General features: G+C 65.5%; 11 protein-coding genes. 5 read left to right on the top strand and 6 right to left on the bottom strand.

Annotation, left to right across the window (positions count from 1 at the left end; translation table 11 throughout):
* Nucleotides 1-57: 57 nt before the first annotated feature.
* From ODR01_RS08930 to ODR01_RS08915, 4 genes are all read left to right on the top strand, one after another.
* Nucleotides 58-4509, top strand: coding sequence for a PAS domain S-box protein (locus ODR01_RS08930; RefSeq protein ID WP_316977288.1), 4452 nt, complete (start codon nt 58-60; stop codon nt 4507-4509).
* Between the two features lie 86 nt (nt 4510-4595).
* Nucleotides 4596-5315 carry a response regulator transcription factor gene (locus tag ODR01_RS08925; protein ID WP_316977287.1) on the top strand — a complete coding sequence of 240 codons (720 nt, stop codon included), beginning with the start codon at nt 4596-4598 and terminating at the stop codon, nt 5313-5315.
* 252 nt (nt 5316-5567) lie between these two features.
* A complete protein-coding gene (locus tag ODR01_RS08920; protein WP_316977286.1) occupies nt 5568-7583 on the top strand; it encodes a HAMP domain-containing methyl-accepting chemotaxis protein in 2016 nt (671 codons plus the stop codon).
* 212 nt (nt 7584-7795) lie between these two features.
* Nucleotides 7796-8905 carry an HD domain-containing phosphohydrolase gene (locus tag ODR01_RS08915; RefSeq protein WP_316977285.1) on the top strand — a complete coding sequence of 370 codons (1110 nt, stop codon included), beginning with the start codon at nt 7796-7798 and terminating at the stop codon, nt 8903-8905.
* Between the two features lie 14 nt (nt 8906-8919).
* Here the strand turns inward: ODR01_RS08915 and ODR01_RS08910 are convergent, their stop codons facing one another.
* From ODR01_RS08910 to ODR01_RS08885, 6 genes are all read right to left on the bottom strand, one after another.
* The gene (locus tag ODR01_RS08910; protein WP_316977284.1) at nt 8920-9816 is read right to left on the bottom strand and encodes a hypothetical protein; all 897 of its coding nucleotides are present in this window, start codon (nt 9814-9816) and stop codon (nt 8920-8922) included.
* 163 nt (nt 9817-9979) lie between these two features.
* Nucleotides 9980-11602 carry an MBOAT family O-acyltransferase gene (locus ODR01_RS08905; RefSeq protein ID WP_316977283.1) on the bottom strand — a complete coding sequence of 541 codons (1623 nt, stop codon included), beginning with the start codon at nt 11600-11602 and terminating at the stop codon, nt 9980-9982.
* Between the two features lie 24 nt (nt 11603-11626).
* Nucleotides 11627-11875: an acyl carrier protein gene (locus ODR01_RS08900; protein ID WP_316977282.1), complete on the bottom strand. Its 249-nt coding sequence runs from the start codon at nt 11873-11875 to the stop codon at nt 11627-11629.
* A gap of 3 nt (nt 11876-11878) precedes the next feature.
* Nucleotides 11879-13807, bottom strand: a complete 1929-nt coding sequence (locus ODR01_RS08895) for an HAD-IIIC family phosphatase (RefSeq protein WP_316977281.1) — start codon at nt 13805-13807, stop codon at nt 11879-11881.
* Nucleotides 13808-13809: 2 nt separating this feature from the next.
* Entirely contained in the window at nt 13810-14571 is a 762-nt protein-coding gene (locus ODR01_RS08890) for an SDR family NAD(P)-dependent oxidoreductase (protein ID WP_316977280.1), read from the bottom strand.
* Entirely contained in the window at nt 14561-14974 is a 414-nt protein-coding gene (locus ODR01_RS08885) for a MaoC/PaaZ C-terminal domain-containing protein (protein ID WP_316977279.1), read from the bottom strand. The genes ODR01_RS08890 and ODR01_RS08885 overlap by 11 nt, the downstream gene beginning before the upstream one ends.
* Nucleotides 14975-15103: 129 nt before the next feature.
* On the opposite strand from ODR01_RS08885, the gene ODR01_RS08880 reads away from it, so the two are divergent.
* A complete protein-coding gene (locus tag ODR01_RS08880; protein WP_316977278.1) occupies nt 15104-15433 on the top strand; it encodes a hypothetical protein in 330 nt (109 codons plus the stop codon).
* Nucleotides 15434-15601: the final 168 nt, after the last annotated feature.

Genomic DNA, 15601 nt, shown 5'->3' with positions numbered 1-15601 from the left:
GCTCCGAACACCGTCGATTGGTCTGCGCCGGATATCAGGGCATAATCGAGGTCCGGGATGGAAATGGGTCAATCGTTCGCCTTTCTCGGGGCTTTCGTCGCCAGCGCCGTCCTCGCCATCGTCCTTGCCTATATCGCCAAGATCACCGGCCTCAGGACCGCTCTCAATCTGTGGTCGCTGGGGTATGCGCTGAATGCCGCCCGGCTCCTGGTCTATGCCGTCGCCGGCATTTCGCCACCGCAGGCCATGCCGTTTTTACTGGCGGAAGGCCTCCAGGCGCTGCAGTCGCTGGCCCTCCTGTTCGGGGTGCTGATCTTTGCGGGCAGGCCGGTGTCGCTGGTCAGGCACGTTCTGCCGGCCGCGCTCGGCGCCCTTTTGCTCCTGGCGCTGATGGCGGCCGTCGGCGACGACGGGCTTCTGCGGGTTGCACCCTCCTACGCCGTTTCCGCCGCCTGTCTGCTGCTGGCCGGTGGCGAAGTCGCCCGCTCGCGGAGGCGGGAAGGCAATACCGGCTTCACCTTCACCGCCGTCGTCCTGATCCTGTGGGGACTTCACAAGCTCGACTTCCTCTTGCTGACGGGCGGTGCCGTGGAAATCGCCCAGTTCCGGTTCATGGCATCGGCGGGCTTCTACACGGCCGCGGCGCTTGGTTTCGCCATCATGGCGCTGACCGTCTTCCACCACCGCCTGTCCCGTTCCCAGGCCGAGAATGAAGCCCATTTCCGCAAGATGTTCGAGGACGCGCCGGTCGGCTATCAATCGCTGGACGAAGAGGGGCGGGTGGTCGCCGTCAATCGGCGATGGCTGGACATCCTCGGCTATGCGCAAGACGAGGTGATCGGCCGTTCCTTCGTGGATTTCCTGACCCCGGCCAGCCGCGCGAGATTCCCGTTGCGATTTGCCCAGTTCAAGGCGGCCGGCGTGGCGAAGGAGGTGGAGTTCGAGTTGCTGCGCAAGGACGGGCGGGAAATCCTTGGCGTGTTCGATGGCCGGATCAACCCCGGCGCCAAGCCCGGCGTCATTCGCACCCACTGCGTGATGACCGACGTCACAGAGAAGCGGCGGAAGGAGGCGCTGGTCACGCGTTTGGGCAGGATCATCGAGCAGTCGTTCAACGAGATTTTCGTCTTCGATGCGGAAACGCTGAAGATCCTCCACGTGAACAAGGGCGGCATCGCCAACATCGGGTATTCGCTGGAGGAACTCCGCCGGCTGACCCCGCTGGACATCGAGCCCGACTTCACGCGCGAACGGTTCGAGGCGCTGGTCGCCCCGCTGCGAAGCGGCGAGCAGGACACCCTGCTGTTCGAGGCCCGTCATCGCCGCAAGGACGGGACGACCTACGACGTCGAAACCCGCCTTCAACTGATGGCCGAGGAAGTGCCGCCGGTCTTCGCCGCGGTGGCCAGGGACATTACCGCAAGAAAGCAGGCTGAAACCGCCCTGCGCGAGCGGGAGGGGCTGTTGCAGGGCGTCATGGACCATTCGCCGTCCTCGATCTACGTCAAGGACCCCGACGGGCGCTTTATCCTCGTGAACCGCGAATTCGAGCGGCGAAACCGCATTGCCGCCGCCGAGGCCATGGGCAAGACATCCCATGATTTGCAGCCGGCGAAGCAGGCGGACGATTCGGTGCGGCGCGAGCGCCTGGCCCGGGACGACGGGAAGGTTTACGTCGAGGAGATCGAGGTCGACTTCCCCGAGGGAAAACGCGCCTTTCTTTCCGCCAAATTTCCAGTGTTCGACGCCGCGGGCAAGTTCATGGGGACGGGCAGCGTTTCCACCGACATCACCGCCAACAAGAAGACGGAGCGGGCGCTACGGGAAAGCGAGGCCCGGCTCAAGGCGATCATGGACCATTCGCCGGCGGCCATCGCGCTCAGGGACAAGGACGGCCGGTTCCTGGTCGCCAACCGCGAATATCTCCGCCGGTCGAACCTGACCTCGCAAGACGTCCTGGGGAGGACGCTTCGCGAGGTGAAGCCGGTGGAATTCTGCAACCTGGTGGAGACCCAGGAGCGCGAGGTCCTGACCTCGGGCGAGGCCAAGCTGTTCCAGATGCAGCAAAAGGGCGGCGACACCGAAGCGACCCTGGCGCTCGTCCGCTTTCCGGTCCGGGATGCGGATGGCGCGATCTCGGCGGTCGGCGTCGTCAGTCTGGACATTACCGAATGGCGAAGGACCGAAGAGGCCTTGCGGCTGAGCGAATCCCGGCTCCAGGCCATCATGGACCACGCGCCGGCCGAGATCACCCACAAGGACCGCGAAGGGCACTATCTCCTTGCCAACAATGCCTACCTTCGGCGCAAGGGGGTGGCGGCCGAAGACGTTCTCGGAAAGACCATCTTTGACTTCACGAGCGCCGACGAGGCGCGGGAAATCCGTTCCCAGGATGAAGAGGTGATGGCGACCGGGCGGGCCCGCAACTACCAGGGCGTTCGCAGGCTGGCCTCCGGCGGTGAAGGGACTTTCGCCATCGTCCGTTTTCCCCTGTTCGACGACCGGGGCGAGGTAGCCAGCGTCGGCGTCATCGGCATCGACGTCACCCGCGAGAAGCAGGCCGAACTGGCCCTGCGCGACAACGAGGAAAGATTGCGCCTGGTCCTGAACTCGACCGGCGAAGGGATTTATGCGGTCGACCTCGCGGGGTGCTGCACGCTTTGCAATCCAGCGGCGGCGCGCATCCTCGGCTACGACGACCCCGACGACCTGCTGGGGCGCGACATCCACGCCATGATCCACCACTCCCATGCCGACGGCCAACCTTATCCCCTGGCCGAATGCCGCGCCCACCGGGCAATCGCCTCGAAGGCGCCGGTCTACGTTGACGACGAGGTGTTCTGGCGGCGGGATGGCCGGGCCATCCCCGTGGCGTTCCGTTCCAACCCGGTCGTGCGCAACGGCGAGGTGGTGGGAACGGTCGTCAGCTTTTCCGACATCGGCGAGCGCAAGCGGGCCGAAGCATGGCTTCTTCGGCTGTCTCAGTCCGTCGAGCAGAGCCCGTTCGGCATCGCCATCGCGGACGCCGAGGGAAGGTTCGAGTACGTAAATCCGAGCTATTGCCGGGAAACCGGCTACACGTTCGCGGAAATCGCCGGAAAGGCGATGTCCACCCAGAACGCCGACGGACCCGGCAGCGTGTCCGGCCAAGAGATCTCGTCGACGCTTGCCGGTGGCGGCGTGTGGCGGGGCGAGGTCCGGCACCGCCGCAGGAACGGCGAGGCATATTGGGTCTCGCTTCTGGTCTCGCCCATTCGCGACCGCAACGGTCGGACGGTCGCCTATGTGGCCATCAGCGAGGATATTACCGAGCGGCGGCGGATGGCCGAGCACCTTCGGCAGGTCCAGAAGATGGAGGCGGTGGGCCAGTTGACCGGCGGCGTCGCCCACGACTTCAACAACATCCTTTCGGTCATCCTGACCAGCGCCGAGTGTCTCGCCGACGACCTGGAAGGCGAGGCGGAGATAATGCCCCTGGTGACCACCATCGTGCGTTCTGTTCATCGCGGCGCCGATCTTACCCAGCGGCTGCTTGCCTTTTCGCGTCGCCAGGACCTCAACCCCGAGATCCTCGACCTGTCTTCGGTCATGGGGGAGATGGTCGAACTGTTGCGGCGGTCCCTGGGGGAAACCATCGCCATTTCCGTCGAGGCCGCTCCCGGCGTGCCGCCGGTCATCGTCGACCGCGGGCAGTTTGAGAACGCCTTGCTGAACCTGGCGCTTAACGCACGCGACGCCATGCCGGAAGGCGGCGCCCTGACCATCGGCATCGCGCCCGGCGAGCCGCCGGTTTCGGTGGGCGCGGCGCGAGGCGGCCGGAAAGGCCGGTTCGTCTGCGTTTCGGTGCAAGACGGAGGAACCGGCATGGCGCCGGACGTTCTCGAACGGGTCTTCGAACCGTTCTTCACCACCAAAGGCAAGGGGCAGGGGACAGGCCTCGGGCTCAGCATGGTTTACGGCTTCGTCAAGCAGTCCGGCGGCGACATCGTGGTCGACAGCGTGGAAAATGCCGGAACGACGTTCCGCCTGTATTTCCCGGCCGCGGGAAACGCCGTGCCGGAGCCGGCGGCGCGGCCGGGGGGCGGAACGCCGGAGGAGACTCCCCTGCCGCCGCTGTCCATCGTGCTGGCCGAGGATGACGCCGGCGTGCGCACGGCCACCAAGTTCATCCTGGAAAGCGCCGGCCATGCCGTCTTCGACGCCGTGAACGGCCTCGCGGCCCTGGACATCCTGAAACGGATGCCGAAGGTGGATCTGCTGGTGACCGACGTCGTCATGCCGGGGGGGCTGAGCGGCCGCGATCTGGCGGAGGAAGCCTGGCGGCTGATCCCCAGCCTGAAGATTCTTTTCACCTCCGGCTACGCCGACGGCTATCTGTCGGCGGGCGACATCGTGGCCGGAATATCGACTTTCGTGCCAAAGCCTTACACCAAGGAGATCCTGATCGGCGCCATCCGGTCGCTGGGGTTCGGCGGGCTGCCAAATATTTCGCCGGAAGGCGACGGATAGCCTCAACTCTACTTTCAGTTGACTCGGGGCCGACATATAATGCGATCCAGAAAAAACAAGAACGCTGCGGTTGACCGGAGGGGGCCATGGGTCAGCGTATCCTGATTGTCGACGACAGTCCGGAGTTGGGGGAGTCGCTCCAACTCTATCTGTCGAGACAGGGATTCGAGGTCGACGTCGCGCACAATGGGGCGGAGGGACGGGCGCTGATCGACAAGCGTAAAGCCGATCTTATCCTCCTTGACGTCAATCTGCCGGACGAAAGCGGCTTCGACATCGCCCGCGATATCCGGCGGATCTCCGCCATTCCCATCATCATGTTGACGGGCCGCAAGGACGAGGTGGACCGCATCGTCGGCCTTGACCTCGGGGCGGACGACTATGTGGCCAAACCCTTCAGCGCCGGCGAACTGGCGGCCCGCATCCGCGCGGTGCTGCGCCGCGCCGAGGCCGCTGCCGCAGGACATCGGGACGATGCCCGCGAAAAGCAGAACGCCTGGTTCGGCGGCTGGCAGATGGACCTGGGAAGGCGCCGGCTGCTGTCACCGGACGGCCGGGAGATCCGATTGACGGCCGGCGAATTCGATTTGCTGCTGGCGCTTGTCAAGTACCCGCTGCAGGTTCGCTCCCGCGAGCAGCTTTTAACCTCCACCGGCGAGAATGCCGCCGAGGCCTTCGACCGCGCCATCGACACCCGGATCACCCGTCTTCGCAACAAGATCGAGCCGGACCCCAAGAACCCGATCTTCATCAGGACGGAGCGGGGAGTGGGCTACGTGTTCTGCCAAAAGGTGAACTGGCGCTAACCGGCCCACCCTGCCCATACAATTTGGGCGTGGTCACGAAACCGCAGCATTCTATTTCGTTTAGACACACAATTCAAAAAATCCGACATATCTGTGAAACGATCGCGTTGTCCAATGGAGGCGAACGACGGGATCGGCAGAAGAACAGCAAGGGCCAGGGAGTGGCCAGGGCGGCCGATTGTCGTCCCCGTCGTGCATGCAAGGGAAGCAACAGTCCGGAGACGGTGCCGGCAGGGCACGAGGAGACGTTCAATGACCTTCTTGAGGAAGATCCGTATCGGCACCAAGGTTGCGGCGGGCTTCGCCATCGTAATGGCATTGCTGGCGATGGTCGCTGGGGTCGGCTATATCGGCATCCACGGGGCCAGCGGAAACTTCAACGATTACCGCGAGGCGGCGCTCGAGCGCAGCCAGCTCGACCACATCGCCACCGCCACGCAACGGGTGCGTGTCAACGTCCGCAACTTCCTGCTCACCCCGCGGGAGGACGTGGCCAAGCGGACCTTCGAACGCCTGGATATGGTTCAGAAGGAGGTCGCCGCCGCCCAGCAGCTCATGGCCGGCCGCAAGGACCTGCTGGTGCAGGTCGACAAGCTGGACAGCTGGAACAAGGAGTGGCGTCGGGAATTCCAGGCCATGGTCGACTTCCAGGCCGAGATCGACAGGCAGGTGCGGGACGGCCTGGAGAAGGTCGGCCCCGAGATGGAACGCGACCTCGAAACGCTGATGAACGTGCTGAAGTTGAACGGCGACGCGGATGGCGTGGAGATCGTTGCCAAGGCTACCCGTCATATGATGTTGGCCCGCCTCCACGGGCAGCGTTTTCTGCGGACCAGCGACGAAGACGCCGCCGAGCGGGTGAAGTCGGAGACGGCCGAGTTCGGCAAGTACCAGGCCGCATTGGACAAGGTCGTCAGGAACGCCGAGGACAGGGAACCCCTGCTCAAGGTGATGGAGGCCGCGAAGGTTTACACGGCGGCGTGGGAGGCGACCCACACGGCCATCGTTGCCCGCGACAACGCCTTTAAGGTCAAGATGACGCAGTTCGGCAACGATATGGTCAAAACCGCCGACGACTTGGCCACCGTGCTGCGCGACTTCCAGGAGGTCCTGGGTCCGCGCGCCGAGGCAGAAAACGAGCGCACCATCCTCATCTCCATGGTCGTGTCGGCCATCGCTTTCGTTCTCGGCATTCTGGCCGCATGGGGGATTGGGGCCGGTATTTCCCGCCCGATCCAGGCCATGACCAGCGCGATGACTCGCCTGGCCGGCAAGGATATGGAAGTTGCGATTCCGGCCACCGACCACAAGGACGAGGTGGGCGACATGGCCAAGGCGGTGCAGGTGTTCAAGGACAACATGATCGAGGCCGACCGTCTGGCCGAGGAGCAGCGCAAGGCCCAGGAGGAGCAGGCCGCGCGGGCCAAGCGCGTCGAGGCGCTGTGCAAGGCCTTCGATGCCGCCTCGAGCGAGGCGGTCAAATCGGTGGCCTCCGCCGCCACCCAATTGGAGGACTCCTCGGAGGCGATGAGCGCCACGGCCGAGGAAACGACGCGTCAGGCGGCGGCGGTGGCCGCGGCTTCCGAGCAGGCGTCGGCCAACGTGCAGACCGTCGCCTCGGCCTCCGAGGAACTGGCGAGCTCGATTTCTGAGATCAGCCGCCAGGTCGCCCAGGCCTCGCAGATCGCCTCGGGCGCCGTGCGCCAGGGCGAGCAGACCAACGTCAAGGTCCAGGGCCTGGCCCAGGCGGCGACCAAGATCGGCGAGGTGGTGGCCCTCATCACCGATATCGCCGAGCAGACCAACCTTTTGGCCTTGAACGCCACCATCGAGGCGGCGCGGGCCGGCGACGCCGGCAAGGGCTTCGCGGTGGTGGCCAGCGAGGTGAAGAATCTCGCCAACCAGACGGCCAAGGCGACCGACGAGATCGGCGCCCAGATCACCGGCATCCAGGCGGCGACCCGCGAGGCGGTGGCCGCCATCGAGGTCATCGTCAAGACCATCTCGGAGATCGATTCGATCTCGTCCTCCATCGCCTCGGCGGTCGAGGAGCAGGGGGCGGCGACGCAGGAGATCGCCCGCAACGTCGAGCAGGCGGCGGCCGGTACCCAGGAGGTATCGTCCAACATCGGCGGCGTGAGTGCGGCCGCCAACGACACCGGGGCGGCGGCCACCCAGATCCAGGGCGCGTCGGCCGAGCTGTCGCGCCAATCGGAGACCCTGCGCGCCGAGGTCGAGAAGTTCCTGGCCAACGTACGGGCGGCCTGATCGGGATGCGTGGGGGCGCCTCCATCCGTGCGGGGCGCCCCTCCGTCCATGCGGGGCGTCCCCCCGGGGCCCGGCGGCGGCGGGTACAACGAAAAGTTTTTGAGTCCACTTGGGATGCGCGGTTTGATAAAATGGCCGCAGCGACTATATACATTGTAGCGTTTCCTATACCCCTTTTTCGTGGTTCTGCGTCCGCCTGACGGAGCACGGTTATGCTTCCCGAAATCCTGATCGCCGACGATGAACCGGACATCCGCCTGGTATTCGCCTTGGTTTTCCGCCGGCGGGGATGGATCTGCCACGAAGCCGCCACCGCCTCCGACACCATTCAGGCGGTTCGGACCAATCCGAACATCGGCATCATCTTCATCGACATCCACATGCCCGGCGAAACAGGGCTCCAGTGCATGGAGCGGATCAAGGGGGAAAACGCGGACAGGAACCTCGAATTCGTCATCATCACCGGCAACGCCGGCGTCCAGGAGGCGGTCAGTGCCTTGCGTCTGGGCGCCGCCGACTTCCTGACCAAGCCCATTCGCAGCAAGCAGGTGTGGGAGACCCTCGAAAAATGCCATCAGCGGTTCCGCCAGCGCGAGGACCAGCGGGCGCTCAAGAAGGGGATCCTCGCCGAAATCGGCTCGAAGGATAGCCGCATCCTCAACCTGGTTCACGAGATCGACGCCGCCCGCATCGAATCCCTTGAAACGCTGGCCATCGCTGCCGAGCACCGCGACAACGAAACCGGCGCGCATATCCGTCGGATCGGGGCTTATGCCCGCGTGCTGGCCGAGGGACTGGGCTGGCAGCGCGAGGGAGTCGAACAGGTGGGCATGGCCGCGCAGCTTCACGACATCGGCAAGGTCGGCGTGCCCGACCGCGTCCTTCTGAAGCCCGGGCCGTTGACGGCCCAGGAATGGGCGACCATGAAGAAGCACACCGAGATCGGCGGGCGGATCATCGGCGTTTCCAAGGGCGACGCCATGCAGTGTGCCGCCCGGATCGCCCTTTCCCATCACGAGCGATGGGACGGATCGGGTTATCCCTATGGGCTTTCCGGAGCCGTCATCCCGATCGAGGCCCGGATCGTCGCCGTATGCGACGTCTACGACGCCCTGCGTTCCCGGCGGCCCTACAAACCGGCGATCGAGCACCGCGAGGTGGTGGCGACCATCCTGGAAGGGGACGGACGGACCCGACCCGAGCACTTCGACCCCGACATTCTCAACCTCTTCGCCCGCAAGGCGTCCCGGTTCGCCGAGCTTTACGACCGCCATCCGGACACCGCCGAGGGGGAGGCCGGGCACGGCTTCGCGGCGGCCTGAGGGCAAAACGGCAATCAGTTGGGACGCTTGCTCTCCTGCGGCGTGCTCGCCCAGCGTTCCGCGTCATTCGCGATCTTTCCTTTCCTTTCGACGTCGGGGGCGGCTCTCATCGACTCGACGATCCGCTCCGAAAGAACCTTCACGGCGTTCCATTGCAGGTGAAAGGCGTCGAAGAAGTCTTGGCCCTCAAACGACGGGTCGCGGATATAGTCGAGGACGACGGTTTTCTTGCCACTCCGCTTCGCGGCAGCGGCGATCTGGTTGGCTACTCCGCCGAGCCATGCCGTTTCTGCCGGATACCGCGCCTGGTAATCTGGGTGAATGGGTGCGAACACCAGCACGAGTTGGACTCCGCGGGCTTCGGTGTCGGCGATCAGGCCGTCCAGGGCAGCGATGCAGGCGGGATCGCGAGCGATTTTGCCGTACCGCAGCCCTCGTTTCATGGTGTCCGGAACCTGCAGCGGGCCTGAGCCATAGGCATCAAGATAAAGGTCCCCGGTCATGGGTGTCCGCCGTTCCGGCAGGGTCATGGCCGTCCGAAGGTACCGCTGCGGCGAAACGTAGCGGAAATAGAAATAGGGGGCAGGCCAATCATTGAAGGCATAACGGGCGGCATCCTCCAGCGCCACCAGGCGTTCGGGTTGGGTGGTGCAATCGCTGAAATCCGGCAGGCTGACCAGGACGAGAAGCGTCCGGACATTCGGAAAATGGTCCAAATAGAAGCGTGCCATCGTCCGTGTCTGATGCGCCTGAAGGAGGGCCGTGCCGCCATTCAGGAAACCTCCGGCGGCGCCGGCGACGGCATCGAAGGCGCCGCCGGCCACCTGGCGCCAGGTCACCGACGAACCGACGGCGAGAATGGTCGGGTCCAGGGCCGGGCGCTCGCGGATGAAGCGCAGCTTCTCGTCCATATGAACGAGCGTGCTGATTGCCGGGGCCGGCATGTTTCCGGGCGCGAAATGGGCGATGGCGACGCCGACCGCCGTCAGGCCGCCGACCAGCGCGACAAAGCCGGCCAGGATGCCGATGCCGAAATGCTTCAGTCCGCGTGTTTTGGTCTGGTCCATGTTCCCTCTAGAACGTGTAGTAGAGGAATTCCGAGGGTGCCACCGACAACGCCCGCAACAAGGCGAGGGCGAGCAGGACACCGACGCAGGAGCCTTGCAGGAAACGGTTGCCGGCTGCCAGCGCGGCGGGCCACTTGAGGGGGGGCAGGCGCCAGCGTGTTTTCGACCGGCGGGATTCCGAAAGCCGTTCGACGACGCCCTCCAGGCGCTCGATGTATCGCGGCGTGTTGGGCAGGATCCAAACGATGGCCAGGGCGAGGGCGATCAACACCCCGTGCATCGAGGAAAACCGCCACGCCAGCATCTGCAACGGCCCCATGGCGGCGAACTCGGGACCGCCGAGAGAACTGACGCCGTCCAGGGTGCCGCCGAAGCCGGCCATGGCGCCCACAATCAGCAGCGCATGCTCGAGGCTGTTCGACCTGAAGAAGACAAGGCTGACGGTGACGGCGAGGAAGGTGACGACGACGCCAGCGATGCGTCCCCACGGGCCGAAGGTGACTCCGGGGATGACAAGGGTGCGAACCGCGCGCCAGGCGTGGTTGACGACCAGCAACACGCCATGAATGAGACCGAAGACGACAAACTGCCAGCCCGCCCCGTGCCAGATGCCGGCCAGGAAGAAGGTCAACAGGGTCGGGATCGCAAGCTGGACGACGAACGGCACCGGTTTTGGCCGCTTGGGGCGCAGGATCGCCTTGCCGGCGGCCATGCGCCGCCGCGTGATGGCCATCACCACAGGGTTGTAGATGTAGGACGTCAGGAAGCGGGTCAGCGTCATGTGCCAGCGCGACCAGAACTCGATGATGCTGGCTGACTTGTAGGGCGACGCGAAGTTCACCGGAAGCCGGATGCCGAACATGAGGCCGAGGCCGATGGCCATGTCGGAATAGCCCGAAAAATCGAAATAGAGCTGCAGCGCATAGGCGACGCTGCCGAACCAGGCGTCGGCGACCGGCGGGGCGATTCCCTGGGCGGCGGGGCCGAAGGCCAACACGACGGACGTTGCCAGCGGATCGGCGATAAAGACCTTCTTGAACAACCCGATGGAAAAGGCGGCGAGCCCGAGGACGAGGTTGTCCAGCCGGGGACGGTAGGTTTCCGGCCGATGAAACTGCGAGAGCATTTCCTTGTGGTGGACGATGGGGCCGGCGATGAGCTGGGGAAAGAAGGTTACGAACAGGGCATAGCGGGCCAAGCTCCGTTCGCTCGCCTCGCCGGAGTTCGCGTCCACCAGATAGGCGATCTGCTGGAACGTGTAAAAGGAGATGCCGAGTGGTAGTAGAAAGTGGGGAACCGGAAGGTTGGCGTTCGCGAGATCGTTCACCACCGTCGCCAGAAAACCCGAATACTTGAACCAGCCGAGAAGGGTGAGATTCATGGCGACGCCGAAGGCCAAGACGCCGCGGTCGGGGTGGCTTCCGAGCCGAAGACCGAGCAGGTAGTTGAAGCCGATCGAGGCCAGGATCAGGGTCAGGAATTCCGGCCGCCACCAGCCATAGAAAAACAGCGAGGCGCCGACCAGCCACAGGATGGCCCAATCGGGCTTCCGAAACGAGCCGATCAGGAAAAATCCCGCCAGCACGATCGGCAGAAAACCCAACAGGAACACGGGGGCGTTGAACAGCATGGGCGATGACCCCTCCGTCTCCGCCTAGGTCGCCTGGCACTTGCGCGCGATCAGGTCCGTGAAGTCGCCGACGTTGCGAACGGTCTCTACCTCGGCGGCGCGGAACTTGATGCGAAAACGAACCTCGGCCGCGATCACCATGTTGATGTGGTTGAACGAATCCCACTCGGGATGATCTTGGGCGGAGGTTTCCGGGGTGACGGGGAAGTCCGGATCGTCCAGCACATCCCGGATGATTTTGGCAACCTCCGCCGTGATGGCTTCCTGTTCCATGGATCACCTCATATGGACGACGTTCAAGTGGCGTGGCGCCGGATTGGCCGCGTGGGCAAGCGGCAGGATCCAACTGGTTTCACCGCTTTCGGGATTGCGGGTCCGAGGCTCGAAGCCGAGGCGGGGAAAAAGCTCTCGCACCATGCCGTTCTTGGCGGTCGGCCGATACCTTCCGAGCAGCCGTTCGGCGCCCGCTTCCCTGACCCGCGCGGCCACCACCGACAGCATGGCGTCCTCGACTCCCCGTCCCAGGACGCGGCAGCTCATCAGCCAGGTGTCGATCTCCATGTCGGGACCGGAGCCCTCTTTCGACGGCCGGCAGATGACGACGCTGGTCAGGCCGTTGTCGCCGAAACGGTCGCTGACGCGCGCCGCGAACGTCAATGTCCGCGGGTCCTGCATGAAGGCCCGCACCTCGGCCTCGGTATAGCGGCGCGTGGTGAGGTTGAACTGGTTGGTCTTGTTGATGAGCTGGGTGATGCGCGTCACGTCCGTCGGCTGGAACGGGCCGACCGTCAGCGTGGTCTCGAGGGTTTCGAGAAAGGCGTTCATGTCGGTGGCGGTCGCGCGCAATTCGTGGCGCGCCCGGTTCGCCACGTACTGGGCGTTGCGGGCGGAATCCTCGGCGGTGAAGGCGATAGCTTCGAAGTATCCGGCATCGGCGATGCAGGCCGGGAAAAGTTCCGGCGCCTCGGGCAGTTCCGGCACCGCGACCTGGGGCAGCGTCCGGCGCATGAGATCGCGCTCGACCGGGTTGTCGTCCACGAAGACGAACGAGTCGAGGCCAAGCTCCAACTGCTCGGCGATGCGCCGTACCGCCGCCGGCTTGTCGCCCCAGCCGATTTCGAAGGCCGCGAAATCGTCCTGGCGGAGGATCATTTCGGGATGTTGTGCGAAGGCCGCCTCGGCGTTCACGCGGTCGTTCTTCGAACTGACCGCCAGGACCACCCCCCGCGCGGCCAGTCTTTTGACATAGCGCTGGAACGCGCTGAAAGCCTCGCCGGTGCCGCTACCTTGGCCCAGGACGATGCCGTCCAGCCCGTCGTCCCCGATGACGCCGCCCCACAGCGTGTTGTCCAGATCGAGGACCAGAACCTTTTTCGACAGCCCGCGGATTGCCGCCAGGATGCGGGCCACCTGGTCCCCCGCCCAGGGGGCGGCGGCCGGCGAAAGGGCCTGTTTGGCATGATACCAGAGCATGCGGTCCGAAATCTGGCGATTGCCGATGTCGGCCGCCGCGGCGCGAAGATCCAACAGCAACGCGCCCTTTTCGGCCGCCATCTCGGCGATGCGCCTGTCCAGGCAGTCCGCCACTGCGCCGGGCGAGGCCGGCACCAGGCGCTCGTAATGCCCATAGAGCGGTGTCGTCTCTCCCGACCACGGGGTCTGCTGGATCGCGACGGCATGCGCCCTGTCCCGGAGGGTGGCCCAAAGCTCGGCCAGGTCGTTCACGACCTGATCGACGGCGGCAGCGACTTCCGCCGTCGTCGCATTAAGCGGCAGCTCGGGCATGATGGCCGCCGCCTCCAGGCTTAGGAGCACGGCATCCGGCGCAAACCCGTACAACTCCGATCCCGGGTCGAGCACTTGCTGGCGCCACTGGCCGTACGGGCAGACCAGCACCTCGGCCACCAGGCCGCGGCGCAGGGCGCCCACCCGGATGCCGGGGACAAGGTGATCCACCGTCGAACTGCCGATCACCGCCAGCTTCAGGTGCGGAGCTTCCGTTGGCAGCCGGTCGGTCAGTTTTTCGACCAGGCGATCCAGGCGGCGGGTCTGGACGAAATCGAGCCGTTTTTCGGCGAGCGACCGCAACCCGCCGAGAATGGCGCCGCCCTCTCCGGGCGCATCGCGCAGCCTGGCGAGCGCTCCGTCGAAATCGTCGACCGGCGGCAGCCAGTAAAGGGACGCGGGATGGGTCGCGATATCCATGCCTAGGACGCCTTCCTGAGCCGCAGGGGGATTTCGGCAACCGTTCCCGAAGCCGGTGGATGGTCGAGCGCCTGGACAAGCGCGGCCGCGACGTCATGCGGCGACAACAGCGGGACGGATTGGCCCAGCGCCCGTTCGACCAGCAGGGACGGAAAGGCCTTGAGCATCGGCGTGTCGACGAAGCCCGGACGAACGACGCTGACGCGCAGGCCCGCCGCGCCCCACTCGGCGGCGGCCGCATAAAGCAGGGATTCAAGCGCACCCTTGGCGGTGACGTAGCCGGCCATGTGCGGGGTCGGCCGCGGCCCTTGCGCGGCGCTCAACACGGCGAGCACGTGGCCGCCGGCGTGGGCCCGGAAACAATGGCGCCACAGCCGGGTCAGCAAGGCGTGGTTGCCGACCACAGCGCATTCCATCTGGTGGCGAAGGCTCGCCGCCGTGAGCTTGAGCAGCGAGGCGACGTCGGGCGGCGGCGACCCGCAAAGAAGGGCGGCCTGCGGCAGGGGGCCCTCGGCGACGACACGGGCCATGCCGGCTTCCAGCCTGGCGGCGTCATCGAGCGGCAGGCAGACCGGGAAAACGTCCGCCCCCCCTTCCGCCAATTCGCCGGCCAGCCGTCGGGCCCGTTCCTCGCCCGTGGCATAGCCGAGCCACACCTGCCAGCCACGGCGGGCGGCGGCTCGGGCGAACTCGGCGCCGATGCCGCTGCTGCCGCCGGTCACCAGGACCGAGCGGCGCGGGCGTTCGGTCGTTTCAGGCGACATCGGCGCGCTCCCGGGCGAGAATGGCTGCGGCCTCGCCGTCGGCGACGGTGCGTCCGCCCGCCTCGATCCGCAGTTTCAGGTTCATCACGCCCAGATCCGCGTTGGCGTGCGTCACGGTGCCGGTAAGCCGGGCCGGTTCATCCACGTAAAGCGGAGCACGGAACCGCAAGGTGATCGACCGCCACACGCAGCCATGGCCCGGCAGGCGGGTTCCCAGCAGTCGGGACACCTGGGCGATCAGCAGTCCGCCGTACACCACCCTGCCGCCAAAGCCGCGCCGGCCGGCATAGGCGGCATCGTCATGCAGCGGGTTGGTGTCGCCGCTCAGGGCGCGGAAGATCTCCATCTCCCGCTCGGAGATGCAAAATTCAACACGCGCCGTTGCCTGGGTATCAACAGCCATGCCCTGTCTCCCGACCCATCCCTCTGCAATACGGGAGGACGAACACCGTTTCATAATTAATCTGGGGCTCGACGGCAGTCCGGTCATGTGACCAATCAGTGAACTGGATTCACACAACGTTCCGCCGGAATGGCCATCGAGAAGGCGGAACAGACCGCCCGCTCGACGGTTCAGGCTCCGACGCGGCGGATACGACGCCCGCCGCCCCGCCACAGCACGAGGGAGAAGATCATGGGTTGGGCAATGCGAATTGCCATCGGTGCGGCGGCCGGTGTGGTGCTGATGGAATGCCTGCGCCAATGGCAGGGCGCGAACGCTCGATATCGCGGGGGCGATCGCGCCCCCAACGCGCGGATGGACCCCGACGCGCTTGCCGACGAAGCGGCGGAGGATTCGTTCCCGGCCAGCGATCCGCCGGCCTTCACGAGCACCGCGAGGGCGGGGCGGCCGGCGAATTAGCCGTCCGCACGGGACACATCGCGGAAGGGTGCTGGTGCCGGCACCAGGGTTCGAACCCGGGACCCCCTGATTACAAATCAGTGAGTAGCAAATCCTTTGCCATAGATAGGGGTCGGAAAACAGCAGGAATAGCAAAGCATTTGCTACCTGTTGATACACTGCGTTCCT

The organism is Shumkonia mesophila (assembly GCF_026163695.1).
GTDB lineage: Bacteria > Pseudomonadota > Alphaproteobacteria > Rhodospirillales > Shumkoniaceae > Shumkonia > Shumkonia mesophila.
Note: the sequence above shows the minus strand (reverse complement) of the source record. Positions and strands in the feature narration are given on the sequence as shown.